The 13433-nt window shown below is 72.8% G+C and carries 14 protein-coding genes; 7 read left to right on the top strand and 7 right to left on the bottom strand.

Annotated features, from left to right (window positions below; genetic code table 11):
- The first annotated feature begins 83 nt into the window (after positions 1 to 83).
- From glmU to ACZ7MY_RS06930, 5 genes are all read left to right on the top strand, one after another.
- Positions 84 to 1523, top strand: a complete 1440-nt coding sequence (gene glmU, locus ACZ7MY_RS06950) for a bifunctional UDP-N-acetylglucosamine diphosphorylase/glucosamine-1-phosphate N-acetyltransferase GlmU (protein WP_499600172.1) — start codon at positions 84 to 86, stop codon at positions 1521 to 1523.
- A 152-nt stretch (positions 1524 to 1675) separates the two neighbouring features.
- On the top strand, positions 1676 to 2653 hold the full coding sequence (locus ACZ7MY_RS06945; protein WP_499600171.1) for a ribose-phosphate diphosphokinase: 978 nt from the start codon (positions 1676 to 1678) through the stop codon (positions 2651 to 2653).
- A 198-nt stretch (positions 2654 to 2851) separates the two neighbouring features.
- Complete coding sequence (locus ACZ7MY_RS06940; protein ID WP_499600170.1) at positions 2852 to 3460, top strand: 50S ribosomal protein L25/general stress protein Ctc; 609 nt, start codon at positions 2852 to 2854, stop codon at positions 3458 to 3460.
- 66 nt (positions 3461 to 3526) lie between these two features.
- A complete protein-coding gene (gene pth, locus ACZ7MY_RS06935) occupies positions 3527 to 4129 on the top strand; it encodes an aminoacyl-tRNA hydrolase (protein ID WP_499600169.1) in 603 nt (200 codons plus the stop codon).
- Between the two features lie 48 nt (positions 4130 to 4177).
- The gene (locus tag ACZ7MY_RS06930) at positions 4178 to 4672 is read left to right on the top strand and encodes a hypothetical protein (protein ID WP_499600168.1); all 495 of its coding nucleotides are present in this window, start codon (positions 4178 to 4180) and stop codon (positions 4670 to 4672) included.
- A 69-nt stretch (positions 4673 to 4741) separates the two neighbouring features.
- Here ACZ7MY_RS06930 and ACZ7MY_RS06925 read toward each other — a convergent pair whose 3' ends face one another.
- On the bottom strand, positions 4742 to 5110 hold the full coding sequence (locus ACZ7MY_RS06925) for a VOC family protein (RefSeq protein ID WP_499600287.1): 369 nt from the start codon (positions 5108 to 5110) through the stop codon (positions 4742 to 4744).
- Positions 5111 to 5115: 5 nt separating this feature from the next.
- Positions 5116 to 5937 carry a trans-aconitate 2-methyltransferase gene (locus ACZ7MY_RS06920; RefSeq protein WP_499600167.1) on the bottom strand — a complete coding sequence of 274 codons (822 nt, stop codon included), beginning with the start codon at positions 5935 to 5937 and terminating at the stop codon, positions 5116 to 5118.
- Positions 5938 to 6058: 121 nt separating this feature from the next.
- On the opposite strand from ACZ7MY_RS06920, the gene ACZ7MY_RS06915 reads away from it, so the two are divergent.
- Both ACZ7MY_RS06915 and ACZ7MY_RS06910 read left to right on the top strand, forming a co-directional pair.
- Positions 6059 to 6556 (top strand): MarR family winged helix-turn-helix transcriptional regulator, encoded by a 498-nt coding sequence (locus tag ACZ7MY_RS06915; RefSeq protein ID WP_499600166.1) that lies wholly within the window; start codon positions 6059 to 6061, stop codon positions 6554 to 6556.
- 243 nt (positions 6557 to 6799) lie between these two features.
- Positions 6800 to 8230, top strand: a complete 1431-nt coding sequence (locus tag ACZ7MY_RS06910; RefSeq protein ID WP_499600165.1) for an SH3 domain-containing protein — start codon at positions 6800 to 6802, stop codon at positions 8228 to 8230.
- A gap of 75 nt (positions 8231 to 8305) precedes the next feature.
- Here ACZ7MY_RS06910 and ACZ7MY_RS06905 read toward each other — a convergent pair whose 3' ends face one another.
- The 5 genes from ACZ7MY_RS06905 to galT form a co-directional block, all read right to left on the bottom strand.
- Entirely contained in the window at positions 8306 to 9103 is a 798-nt protein-coding gene (locus tag ACZ7MY_RS06905) for a LuxR C-terminal-related transcriptional regulator (RefSeq protein ID WP_499600164.1), read from the bottom strand.
- Between the two features lie 952 nt (positions 9104 to 10055).
- On the bottom strand, positions 10056 to 11201 hold the full coding sequence (galK, locus tag ACZ7MY_RS06900; protein ID WP_499600163.1) for a galactokinase: 1146 nt from the start codon (positions 11199 to 11201) through the stop codon (positions 10056 to 10058).
- A complete protein-coding gene (gene galE / locus ACZ7MY_RS06895; RefSeq protein ID WP_499600162.1) occupies positions 11198 to 12187 on the bottom strand; it encodes a UDP-glucose 4-epimerase GalE in 990 nt (329 codons plus the stop codon). Before galE ends, galK begins: the two co-directional genes overlap by 4 nt.
- The gene (locus tag ACZ7MY_RS06890) at positions 12184 to 12336 is read right to left on the bottom strand and encodes a hypothetical protein (RefSeq protein WP_499600161.1); all 153 of its coding nucleotides are present in this window, start codon (positions 12334 to 12336) and stop codon (positions 12184 to 12186) included. Before ACZ7MY_RS06890 ends, galE begins: the two co-directional genes overlap by 4 nt.
- Complete coding sequence (galT, locus tag ACZ7MY_RS06885) at positions 12333 to 13406, bottom strand: galactose-1-phosphate uridylyltransferase (RefSeq protein ID WP_499600160.1); 1074 nt, start codon at positions 13404 to 13406, stop codon at positions 12333 to 12335. The genes ACZ7MY_RS06890 and galT overlap by 4 nt, the downstream gene beginning before the upstream one ends.
- Positions 13407 to 13433: the final 27 nt, after the last annotated feature.

Raw genomic sequence — 13433 nt, 5'->3', positions numbered from 1 at the left:
CGTCGCGACCCTTCCGCGTTCACCGCCCGAAACGCCCCGGTATCCTTCGGGTGACCGTCACCCCACGCCGAGGAGCCCGTTCCGTGAGCGCCCACCGCCCGGCTGCCGTCATCGTCCTTGCCGCGGGTGAGGGCACCCGCATGAAGTCGGCAACCCCCAAAGTCCTGCACGCCATCAGTGGCCGGTCCCTGGTCGGGCACGTCGTGGCCGCGGCCCGCGCCCTGGAGCCGGAGCACCTGCTGGTCGTCGTCGGTCACGCCCGTGAGCAGGTGACCGCCCACCTGGCCGGGACCGACGCCGCGGTGCGCACCGCCGTCCAGTACGAGCAGAACGGCACCGGCCACGCGGTCCGGGCCGGCCTCGCGGAACTCCCGGAGCTGACCGGCACGGTGGTGATCACCGCCGGCGACACCCCGCTGCTCACCCCGGACACCCTGCGCGCGCTGGTCGCGGCGCACGCCGCCGACGGCAACGCCGTCACCGTGCTGACCGCCGAGGTGCCCGACCCCACCGGCTACGGCCGCATCGTGCGCGGCGCCGACGGCTCGGTGCTCGCGATCGTCGAGCAGAAGGACGCCACCGACGAGCAGCGGGCGCTGCGCGAGATCAACTCCGGGGTGTTCGCCTTCGACGCCCGGTTGCTGGCGGAGGCGCTGGCCAAGGTGACCACCGACAACGCCCAGGGCGAGGAGTACCTCACCGACACCCTCGGCATCCTGCGCGAGGCCGGCCACCGCGTCGGCGCCTCGGTCGCCGAGGACCACCGCGAGATCGCCGGCATCAACAACCGCGTGCAGCTCGCCGAGGCCCGCCGCATCCTCAACGACCGGCTGCTGCACCGGGCGATGCTGGAGGGCGCGACGATCATGGACCCGGCGTCGACCTGGCTGGACGTCACGGTCGAGTTCGAGCCCGACACCCTCGTGCTGCCGAACACCCAGCTGTACGGCGCGACCCGGCTCGCCTCGGGCGCCGAGGTCGGCCCCAACTGCACGCTGACCGACACCCTGGTCGGTGCCGGAGCCACGGTGAGCAACACCGTGGCGCAGGGCGCGGAGATCGGCGAGGCGGCCACGGTGGGCCCGTACGCCTACCTGCGCCCGGGCACCCGGCTCGGCCCGAAGTCGAAGGCGGGCACCTACGTCGAGATGAAGAACGCCACCGTCGGCGAGGGCACCAAGGTGCCGCACCTGTCGTACGTCGGCGACGCGACGATCGGCGAGTACACGAACATCGGCGCCGCCAGCGTCTTCGTCAACTACGACGGGCAGGCCAAGCACCACACCACGATCGGCTCCCACTGCCGCACCGGCTCGGACAACATGTTCGTGGCGCCCGTCACAGTCGGGGACGGCGCCTACACCGCCGCGGGCTCCGTGATCACCAAGGACGTACCGGCCGGTTCGCTCGCCGTCGCCCGCGGCCAGCAGCGCAACATCGAAGGCTGGGTGGCCAGGAAGCGTCCCGGCAGCGCCGCGGCCCACGCCGCCGAACAGGCCCAGCAGACCGCCCCGGAGGCCTGACCGGCGGGACGCCGCCGGGGGAGCCGCGGATGCAGTGGCCTTCCCCACGTGCGCGGTCGCGCCGGGCAACGCGTACCGTGTGAGGTGCACACAATTCCGCCAGCTCCCCTGACCGAAGGCGAAGCTGCGTTGAACACCAAGGAGACGGTGCAGTGACCGGGATCAAGACGACCGGTGAGAAGAAGCTGATGCTCTTCTCCGGCCGCGCACACCCCGAGCTCGCGGAGGAGGTGGCACGTGAGCTGGGCGTCAACCTTGTGCCGACGAAGGCCTTCGACTTCGCGAACGGTGAGATCTACGTCCGTTTCGAGGAGTCGGCGCGCGGCTCGGACGCATTCGTCATCCAGAGCCACACCGCTCCCATCAACAAGTGGATCATGGAGCAGCTGATCATGATCGACGCGCTGAAGCGGGCCTCCGCCAAGCGCATCACCGTGGTCGTGCCGTTCTACGGGTACGCCCGCCAGGACAAGAAGCACCGCGGCCGCGAGCCGATCTCGGCCCGCCTCGTCGCGGACCTGCTGAAGACCGCGGGCGCCGACCGCATCCTCACGGTCGACCTGCACACCGACCAGATCCAGGGCTTCTTCGACGGCCCGGTGGACCACCTGTTCGCGCTGCCGCTGCTGGCGGACTACGTGGGCGCCAAGGTCGACCGCTCGAAGCTGACCGTCGTCTCCCCGGACGCCGGCCGGGTGCGCGTGGCCGACCGCTGGTGCGACCGTCTGGGCGCGCCGCTGGCCATCGTCCACAAGCGCCGCGACCCGGACGTCGCCAACCAGGTCACCGTGCACGAGGTCGTCGGTGACGTGCGCGGCCGCATCTGCGTCCTGGTGGACGACATGATCGACACCGGTGGCACCATCTGCGCCGCGGCGGACGCCCTGTTCGCCAACGGCGCCGAGGACGTCATCGTGACCGCCACCCACGGCGTCCTGTCCGGCCCGGCCGCGGACCGGCTGAAGAACTCCCAGGTGAGCGAGTTCGTGTTCACCGACACCCTGCCGACGCCGGGTGAGCTGGACCTCGACAAGATCACGGTGCTCTCCATCGCGCCGACGCTCGCCAACGCGGTCCGCGAGGTCTTCGAGGACGGCTCCGTGACGAGCCTCTTCGAGGACGCGCACTGATCACGCGCTCCGCGCACTGATCGATTTCCGGGGCGGCCTCCCCGCCGGGTAGACTCTGCGAGTTGCTCGGCGAGGGAGGCCGTCCGCGTTCACGCGGGCCACTCCGTTATCGACGCGCTCCTCGTAAGTGGAACGGCCCGTCGTGGGCTGGGCGACCGACAGAAGTCCCGTCGTCTCTCCACGAGGAGTGTGATCCCCATGTCCGAGGTCAAGATCACCGCGCAGCTGCGCACCGAGTTCGGCAAGGGCGCCGCCCGTCGCGTCCGCCGCGCCCACCTGGTCCCCGGCGTCATCTACGGTCACGGCCAGGACCCCAAGCACGTCACCCTGCCGGGTCACGACCTGCTGCTCGCGCTGCGCACCCCCAACGTGCTGATCAGCCTGGCCATCGACGGTGACGGCACCGAGCTGGTCATCCCCAAGGCCGTGCAGCGCGACCCGCTGAAGGGCTTCCTGGAGCACGTCGACCTGCTCTCGGTCAAGCGCGGCGAGAAGATCACCGTCGAGGTCCCGGTCGTCACCGAGGGCGAGCTCGCCCCGGGCGGCAACCTGCTGGAGCACGTCCTCAACGCGCTGCCGGTCGAGGCCGAGGCGACCCACATCCCCGAGGGCGTCACCGTCTCCGTCGAGGGCCTGGAGGCCGGCGCCTCCGTGCTCGCGAAGGACATCGTCCTGCCCAAGGGCACCACGCTGGCCGTCGACGAGGACGCCGTCGTGCTCCAGGTCGTCGCCGCCCAGGCCGAGGCTCCCGCCGAGGGCGAGGGCGAGGCGGCCGAGGGCGAGGGCGCCGAGGCCGCTGCCGAGTAGTCACGGCAGCACGCTCTTCCCGTCCGCCGCCCCGCTCCGTCAGGAGCGGGGCGGCGGTCCTGTTGAATGGACGTCATGAGCATGAGCGCAGCGGAAAGCGCCCCCGAGGGGCCCTGGCTGGTGGCCGGCCTCGGCAACCCCGGTCCGGAGTACGCCGGCAACCGGCACAACATCGGCTTCATGGTCGCGGACCTGCTCGCCGAGCGGATCGGCGGGCGCTTCAAGACCCACAAGAGCCGGTCCCAGGTCGTCGAGGGGCGTGTCGCCGGGCGCCGCGTCGTGCTGGCCAAGCCGATGACGTACATGAACCTCTCCGGCGGCCCGGTGACGGCGCTGCGCGACTTCTACAAGGTGCCGCTCGGCAACCTCGTCGCGGTGCACGACGAGTTGGACATCGACTACGCCACCCTGCGCCTGAAGCAGGGCGGCGGCGACAACGGCCACAACGGCCTGAAGTCGATCACCAAGTCCCTCGGCCCGGACTACCTGCGCGTCCGCTGCGGCATCGGCCGCCCGCCGGGGCGGATGCAGGTCGCGGACTTCGTCCTCAAGGACTTCTCCTCGGCCGAGCGCAAGGAGCTCGAGTGGTTCGTGGACCGGGCGGCCGACGCGGTCGAGTCCCTCATCTGTGACGGGCTGGAGAGGGCGCAGGGCACCTACAACGGTTGACCATCGAAAGGTTGACCGAGTGCCACGCCATGGCCAAGGATCGCCCGCATGGTCAAACGGAGTCTCACCCGCCGCACCGCCGAGAGCGCCTGGGGGCTGGTGCTGGTCGGCCGCATCGTCCTGCTGAGCGCACTGGTCCTGTTCATGCTGGCGGCAGGGGTGTGGACCTCGTGGAAGACGGCCCAGCACGTCATGCTCACCAAGGGCCGCGAGCAGGGCACGATGACGGTCTCCCGCTGCGGCGCCGACACCTGCACCGGGCCCTTCGTGCCCACCGGCCTCGGCTCCGTCCGCGGCAAGGTGACGATCGACAAGGCGGTCACCCGCCGTACCGGTGAGCGGATTCCGGTCGCGGTGAAGCCCGGCACCGACGACGTGGTGCGCAGCGGGCTCGCCGGCGTGCTGCACGCCTGGGTCCCGCTGGGCGGCGCCCTCCTCCTCTCCGCCCTGGTCCTCGCCGGGGGCCTGCGCTGGCCGCGCACCGCCTGGACCGCCGCCGCGGCCGGCGCCGCGCTCCTGGGGGCGGCCTTCCTCACCCTGTGAGGGCACGCGCCGTGGTCGTGGACGCCGCCGGCGCAGGCCCCCTCCGCGGGGGCCGGCGCCGCCGGGGCGTCACGAGGCGCCGGCCGGTTCCAGGAACTCCAGACGGTTGCCGAACGGGTCGGCGGTGTGGAAGCGGCGGTGGCCCGGGAGGTCACCGTCCCAGACGACCGCGGTGCCGCGGGACTCCAGCCGTTCCGCGAAGGCCTCGATGCCGCTGACCCGTAAGCCCGGATGGGCCTTGCGGGCGGGGCGGAAGTCCTCCTCGACGCCGATGTGCAGCTGGACCTGGCCGACGGCGAACCAGCAGCCGCCCCGGGCGGCGAGCACCGGCGGCTTGGGGACCTCGCTCATCCCCAGGACGCCCGAGTAGAAGGCGCGCAGGATCTCCTCGGAGCCCGGCGGGGCGGCGAGCTGGACGTGGTCGAGGCCGGTGATCACCGGGGTCACCCCGCTTTCCTCGCCACGGCGAAGATCCGCCGGAAGGGGAAGACGGTGCCGTGCGGCCCGGCCGGGTACGCCTTGCGCAGCAGGTCGCGGTACTGGCCGAGGAACTCCCTGGCGGCCTCGGGGTCGTCCTCCAGCGCGGTCAGCACCGGGCGCAGCGCCGTCCCCTTGGTCCATTCGAGCACCGCGTCCTCGCCCTGCAGGAGCTGCACGTAGGTGGTCTCCCAGACGTCGACGTCCACCTCGACCTCGGGGATCTCGATGAGCCGCTCCAGGTAGCCGGGGGGCTGGAGGATGTGGACGTAGCGGCGGCCGTGTCCGTCGCCGAGGCGGTCCCGCCAGGCCGGGGAGTCGCAGAGGTCGCCGAGCAGGGCGTGGCTGGGCGAGGTGAAGTTGCCGGGGACCTGGAAGGCGAGGACGCCGCCGGGGGCGAGGTGCTCGACCCAGAGCGGGAAGCGGTCGGCGTGGCCCTCGACCCACTGCAGGGCGGCGTTGGAGACGATCAGGTCGTAGGTGCCGTCGGGCACCCAGTGGGCGGCGTCGGCGGCGCGGAAGGTGAGGCTGCCACCCCCGGGGGTGGGGCCCTCGTAGGCCCGGGCGGCCTCCAACATCTCGGCGGAGCTGTCGAAGCCGGTGATCCGGGCGCCGGGCCAGCGCTGCGCGAGCAGCGCGGTCACGTTGCCGGGGCCGCAGCCCACGTCGGCGATCCGCGGGCTCGCACCGGGCAGCTCGGGTATCCGGGCCAGCAGGTCGTGGAAGGGGCGGGTGCGGTGGGTGGAATGGCGGAGATACTGCTGGGGATCCCAGGCTGCTGCGGGCATGTTTCGAACTCCCTGGCGAGAGATGGATCTCTTCCTGCCGCCGACATTGCCCACAAGGTTCCAGAGCTAATCTCTTGATGTCAAGAGACTTCATGTCGACACAACCACTACACTGATCTCCATGGAGGACGAGGTCGATCGGCTGGTCGCTGCGTGGCGCAGGGAGCGCCCTGACCTCGACGTCGAACCGCTCGAGGTGCTCAGCCGGGTCAGCAGGCTCGCCAGGCACCTGGACCGGGCCCGTCGGCTGGCGTTCTCCGAGCACGGTCTCGAGCCCTGGGAGTTCGACGTGCTCACCTCCCTGCGCCGCGCGGGCGCGCCCTACCAGCTCTCCCCCGGGCAACTGCTGACCCAGACGCTCGTCACCTCCGGGACGATGACCAACCGGATCGACCGGCTCACCAAGAAGGGGCTCGTCGAGCGGCTGCCCGACCCCTCGGACCGGCGCGGCGTCCTCGTACGGCTCACCCCGGAGGGGCGGGACCGGGCGGACCAGGCCCTGGCGGGCCTGCTGGCCCAGGAGCGGGCCATCCTCGGAGAGCTCTCCGACCGCCAGCGCGGGGAACTCGCGAACCTGCTCCGACAGTTGACCGCGCCCTTCGACAACATCCCCGGTTGACGCCGATTGCCCGGCACAACCGCCAGGGAATGATCACAAACGACCACGCTCCGCCACCGGTTGCGCACACATAGTGGCGCACTTAGCGTGATGTCCGTGAACGCCGCTTAAAGGCTCAAATGGCCACTTTTGCGGCTGCCGGCGCACCACATTCCGACAACGTCAAGTGGAAGGCGGTCGGGGCGCGTCCGGCTTCCATTTTCCCTGGACCCCGCCGGGTCCCGCTCCACCTTGGAGATGCAGATGACTCTGCACACCCGCGCAAGCAAGATAGCCGCAACCGCGGTGACCGGCGCCCTGGCCGGCACCCTCGCCATCGGCACCATGGGCACCGCCTTCGCCACCGACGGCCGGCCTGCCGCAGGGGTGCCTGCCGCTCCTGGACCGGACGGCCAAAGTGAACTCGTTTCCCCTTCGGAGCGTCTCCGGGACCTGTCCCGTGAAGTGGCGGTGAAGTCCGCACGCTCCCCCAACGCGGCCCTGTTCCAGGGCCGCGTCGTCGCCCGTACGGGTCTGCGCGTCCGCAGCGGACCGGGCGTCCAGTTCTCCAGCGTCGGCGTCATCCCCTTCAACGCCCTGGTGGCCATCGTCTGCAAGTCCGTGGGCAGCCCCATCGCCGGCAACTCGCGCTGGTACCAGCTCAGCGGCAACTACTGGGCCTGGTCCTCGGCCCGCTTCGTCGCCAACGTCGGCCCGGCGCCGGCCTGGTGCCCCCCGGGTGCCGGCGGGGTCGGCGGCGTGGGCGGGGTCGGCGGTCCCGGCTTCGGCGGTGTCGGTGGCGTCGGTGGCGTCGGCGGCATCGGTGGCGTCGGCGGTGTCGGCGGCATCGGTGGCGTCGGCGGGATCGCCGTCCCCGGCGTCATCGGCGGGATCGGCGGCGTCAACTGCCGCAACAACGGGCACGGTGGCCGCCAGCACAACCGCGGCGACCAGCGCTTCAACGGCGTGGAGGACCCGTTCCGCGAGGACAGCCGTACCGAGGAGCCCCTGGACAGCGTCGCCCTCGCCCAGCGCAGCGACGGCCCGGGCGGCGGCCGCGGTGGCGTCGGCGGGATCGGCGGCGTGGGCGGTGTCGGTGGCGTCGGTGGTGTCGGCGGGATCGCCGGCCCCGGCTTCGTCGGCGGCCCCGGTGGGGTCGGCGGGATCGGCGGCGTGGGTGGCCCCGGCTTCGTCGGCGGCCCCGGTGGCGTCGGTGGGATCGGCGGCGTGGGCGGCCCCGGCTTCGTCGGTGGTGTCGGTGGCGTCGGCGGGATCGGCGGCCCCGGCTTCATCGGCAGTCCCGGCCTGGTGGGCGTGGGCGTCCCCGGCTTCAACGGCGGCTTCAACGGCGGCTTCAACTGCCGTGACAACGGCCGTGGTGGCAACGGCGGCCACGGCGGCAACGGCCGCGGTGACAACCGGGGCGACAACGGCCGCGGCGGCAACGGTGGCCATGGCGGCAACGGTGGCAACGGCGGCAACCGCGGCGACAACAACCGCGACCCGTTCGACGAGGCCGGTGACAGCCAGCGTGGTGACGGCGGCCGCGACCCGTTCGACGGCCTCAATGACCGCGGTCAGGAGAACGGTCAGCACCGTGACCGTTCCAACGACCGTGACACCAGCCGCTCGGCGCCGACCACCGGCGTCGGCGGTGACCGCCCGGCGCCGGCAACCGGCGTCGGCGGTGAATGACCGCGGGTATCCGCGGTGACCCGGCGGGTCGCTCTCCCCGGCAACGGGGAGGGCGATCCGCCGTGCGCGGTGCCGTCAGGCGTGCTGGACGGGGGCCGCGGAACCGATCCGGCCACCGTCGCCGTCGACCGGGGGCACCCCGGCCCGCCGGGCCAGCGCCACGGCGGCCAGCGTCGAGTGCACTCCCAGCTTGCCGAGCACGTTCTGCATGTGGGTGCGGACGGTGTGCGGCGACAGGTACAGCCGTTCGGCGACCGCCTTGCGGCCCAGACCGGCCACCATGCAGCGCAGCACCTCCTGCTCGCGCGGGGTGAGCGACTCCACCAGGCGCTCGCTCTCCGTCCGGTGCCGGCGGGCGGCGGTCAGTTCCCGCAGCACACCGGTGAGCAGCGCGGGCGGCAGATGCGTCTCGTCGCGCAGGACGCCGCGCATCACGGCCAGCAGCCGGGACAGCGAGCAGTCCTTGGCGACCCAGCCGGAGGCCCCGGCCTGCAGGGCCCGGGCGGCGCGGCGCGCGTCGTCCCGCTCGGCCAGCACGACCGTCCGGGTGGCGGGATGCTCGGACCGTACGCGTTCCACCAGGGCGATGCCGTCGAGCCCGGCCTGCCCGCCGCTGTCGGCCCCGGCCTGCGGGGCGGCCTTGGGCGCGCCCAGCACCCGGACCCCGGCGGCGGACGTCGCCCCGAGGTCGGCGTCGACCAGCAGCACGTCGTAGCGGCGGCCGTCGGTGGCCGCGCGTTCAAGGCAGCGCTGGGCGGCCGCGCCGCTCCCGGCCGCCGAGACGTCGACGTCGGGTTCGGCCGCGAGAGCGGCCGCGAGCGACTCGGCGAAGATGCGGTGGTCGTCGACGACGAGAACGCGGATTCGTCCCACGGGCCCCACTCCCGGCATTCGGCACTTCCCCCCACGGACGAGGTCGATGTGCACGGAGGGCCGGCACCTGGAGCGGACGCCGCACGCCGCCGGGCTAGCAGCCGTCCCCAACCAGGTGCCGAACCCTTGTGTCTCGCCCCCTGATGCCGCCGGCCCCCACCGGCGCTGCCAAAAAGCGTAGGGGCAGGAGCAGACAAAGGCGCCCGAATGGAAAAACTTGCGGGACGGACTTCCGCCGGGACCCGCCTGGTGTGGCCAGTGGTGCGGTTTTCCACAGCGGTGGACGAAGAGCGGCGCTCAGGGCTTCGGCCTGGCGCCGCGCACGGTGGGTGGGTGGGTGCGGGTTCCTCTCGCGCCCTGCGGGCGCACTGCGGCCGGTTGCGGAGGGGACGGTGGGGGCGCCCCTTGTGTGCGGGGTGTGCAGTGTGCGGGTGGGCGCGTGGCGGGCGTTCAGGCGCCGGAGCCGGGTGCCTTTCCGGCGGTGTCGGTCTCGTTGCCGTCCGCGGGTATGGATGGCCGCTTCCACGCCATCCGTGGGTGGCGGGCGCGGCCGCCGTAACCCGCGACTGCGGGTGATTCGAGGTGCTGCCGGGGCGGTCGGCGGGAGATCGGGCCCGCTTTCAGCGGTATAGCCGTCGGAACAGAGCCCGATGTCGGATCGGGGAAGCACCCGCAGGCGCCGGTTACGGCGGGCGCGCCACCCACGGACCGTGGGCGTGGTCACCGGCCATCTATACCCGCGGACGGCAACGAGACCCGAGCCGGACGAACAACCCACCCCGCTCCGGCGCCTGAACCCCGGCCACGAACGGACCCGCACACTGCCGACAAGGGCGGGCTCCCACCCTCCCCTCCGCAGCCCGCCGCTGTGCGCCCGAAGGGCGCGAGACGGCGCGGCAGCCGAACAACCGGCAGCCGCACCGCACCGCGCCCTGTCGGCCGGGTAGCGCGCCTACACCAGTCGGCGGGCCCCCGCGGACGGCACCGCGGTGAAGACGCGCGGCTCACGGTGGCCGGCGGTGGCGAAGGCGCCGGCGATCGCCTCAGCGGTCTTCTCCGCCGCGGACTCCTCCACCAGCACGATCGCCGAACCGCCGAAGCCGCCGCCGGTCATGCGCGCGCCGAGGGCGCCCGCCTCCACGCCGGCCGACACCACCAGGTCCAGTTCCGGGCAGGAGACCTTGAAGTCGTCGCGCAGCGAGGCGTGGCCCTCGGTCAGCACCGGACCGATGGCGCGGGCGTCGCCGGCCTCCAGCAGTCCCACGACCCGCTCGACCCTGCGGTCCTCGGTGACCACGTGCCGTACGAGTGGCCGCAGGGCGGGGTCCTCGAGGCGGGCGAGCGCCTCGTCGAGCCCCTCGTACGGGATGTCCCGCAGCGCCTCCACGCCGAGCAGCGCCGCCGCCTCCTCGCAGCCCTCGCGCCGCTTGCCGTACTCGCCCTCGCTGTGGGCGTGGGTGACCCGGGTGTCGACGACGAGCAGCCGCAGGCCCTGGGCGGCCATGTCGAAGGGGATCTGGCGCTGCGACAGGTCGCGGGTGTCGAGCCACAGGGCGTGCCCCTCGGTGCAGCACGCCGAGGCGGTCTGGTCCATGATCCCGGTGGGGGCGCCCACGTAGACGTTCTCGGCGCGCTGGCAGAGCCGGGCGATCCGCCAGCGCTCCAGGCCGAGGCCGTAGAGGTCGTTCAGGGCGACGGCCGTGACGACCTCCAGGGCGGCCGAGGAGGACAGCCCGGCGCCGGTGGGGACGGTGCTCTCGAAGTGGACGTCGGCACCGGTGATCTCGTGCCCGGCGTCGCGCAGCGCCCAGATGACGCCCGCGGGGTAGTCGGCCCAGCCGGCACCGCCGCCGGGTTCGAGTTCGTCGACGTGGAGTTCGACGACGCCGGCGGGGACGTCCGGCGAGCCGCTGTGCAGCCGCAGCCGTCCGTCGGCGCGGCGGGCGACCGCGGCGACGGTGGCGTGCGGCAGCGCGAACGGCATCACGAAGCCGTCGTTGTAGTCGGTGTGCTCGCCGATCAGGTTCACCCGGCCGGGGGCGGCCCAGACGCCCTCGGGGCCGGTGCCGTACGTGGCGCGGAAGCCGTCCTCGCTCACTTGCCGCCCTCCCGGTTCTGCAGGTCCTGCGCGAAGGTCCAGGCGTCGCGGACGATCCCGTCCAGGTCGGTGCGCGAGGGGCGCCAGCCCAGGCGCTCCTTGGCCCGCTCGGCGGACGCGACCAGGACGGCCGGGTCGCCGCCGCGGCGCGGGGCGACGACCTCGGGGACGGGGTGGCCGGTGACCCGGCGGACGGTCTCGACGACCTCGCGCACCGAGAAGCCGTTGCCGTTGCCGAGGTTGCAGATCAGGTGCTCGCCGGGGGCCGGCGCGTCGACCGCGAGCAGGTGCGCCTCGGCCAGGTCGGCGACGTGGATGTAGTCGCGGACGCACGTGCCGTCGGGGGTGGGGTAGTCGTCGCCGAAGACCGAGATGGCCTCCCGGCGGCCCTGGGCGACCTGCAGCACGAGCGGGATGAGGTGCGACTCGGGGGCGTGCCGCTCGCCGAACGCCCCGTAGGCGCCGGCGACGTTGAAGTAGCGCAGGGAGACCGCGGCCAGGCCGTGGGCGACGGCCTCACTGGTGATCATGTGGTCGACGGCGAGCTTGGACGCGCCGTAGGGGCTGGTCGGCAGGGTCGGGTCGTCCTCGGTGATCGGGACGGACTTCGGCTCGCCGTAGGTGGCCGCCGTGGAGGAGAAGACCAGGCGCCGCACTCCGGTGTCCCGCATGGCGGTGAGCAGGTCCAGCGTGCCGACGACGTTGTTGCGCCAGTACTTCTCGGGGTGGACGACGGACTCGCCGACCTGGGAGCTGGCGGCGAAGTGCAGCACGGCGTCGTAGGTGGGGTCGAGCACCTTCGCCGCGTCCTGGACGCGTCCCTCGACGAAGTCGGCGCCCTCGGGGACGCCGTCCCGGAAGCCGGTGGACAGGTCGTCCAGGACGGTGACCCGGTGCCCCGCCTCCAGCAGATGGGCCGCCACGACGCTGCCGACGTAGCCGGCGCCTCCGGTGACCAGAACCTTCTTCGTGCGAGGGTCGCTCACGGGGTCACTGCCTTTCTCGGGTTCGACTCGGGGCCACGGTAGTGGCGCCGGATGAACACGTGCCGGGAGTACGGCACGGCGGCGGCCACGGGGGTGACGCTCACCGGGATGCCGATGACGGGGGTGCCGGTGACGGGGGCGGGGTTCACGGGGTGGCGACCTCCCTGAGGCGCCTCGCGGCGGCCTCCGGCGGCACGTCGTTGATGAAGACGCTCATGCCGGACTCCGAGCCCGCCAGGTACTTGAGCTTCCCCTTGGTGCGGCGGATCGTGAACAGCTCCAGGTGGAGCGCGAACTCCTCGCGCCACTCGCTGCCGAACGGCGCCTGGTGCCAGCCGGAGATGTACGGGGTGGGCGGCTCCGCCGGGGCCTCGGGCCGGTACGGGCCCTCGGGGCCGAAGATCCGGTCGAAGCGGCGCAGCAGTTCGAGGTAGATCCCCGGGAACTCGGCGCGGGCCGCCTCGTCCAGGCCGGTCAGGTCCGGCACCCTGCGGCGGGGGTAGAGGTGCACCTCGTACGGCCAGTGCGCGGAGTACGGCACGAACGCCGTCCAGTGCTCGCCCTCGAGGACGATGCGGCTGCCGTCCTCGCGCTCGCGCGCGACGAGGTCGTCGAAGAGGTTGCGGCCGCCGGTGGCCTCGTGGTGCCGCTCCAGCGAACGCAGCATCAGCTCGGTGCGCGGGGTGGCGTGCGGGTAGCCGTAGATCTGGCCGTGCGGGTGACCGAGGGTGACGCCGATCTCCTCGCCGCGGTTCTCGAAGCAGTAGACCTGCTCGACGCCGGGCAGCCGGGAGAGTTCGGCGGTGCGGTCCGTCCAGGCGTCGAGCACCAGGCGCGCCTGCTCGGGCGTCAGGTCGGCGAACGACCTGTCGTGCCGGTCGGTGAAGCACACGACCTCGCAGCGGCCATGTTTTCCGGTGAGCGAGGGAAAGCGGTTCTCGAACACGGCCACGTCGTAGTGGTCTTCGGGGATCTCACTCGACCGCCCCTCCCGGGACGGGCAGAGCGGGCACTCGTCGGCGGGCGGGTGGTAGGTGCGGGTCTGGCGGTGGGAGGCGATGGCGACGAAGTCACCGAGCAGCGGGTCGTGGCGGATCTCCGAAGCGCTGGTCACCGGGTCCAGCGGGCGGCGGTCGACGGCGTCGCGGGGCTCGCCGTCGCGCAGGTCGTAGTAGATCAGCTCGCGCCCGTCGGCGAGCCGGGTCGATGTCTTCTTCACCCTGCGGGCTCCTCACGCCACGCCAAC

The organism is Streptomyces sp. NPDC111520 (assembly GCF_055635295.1).
This window is presented reverse-complemented; position numbering and strand designations above follow the sequence as displayed.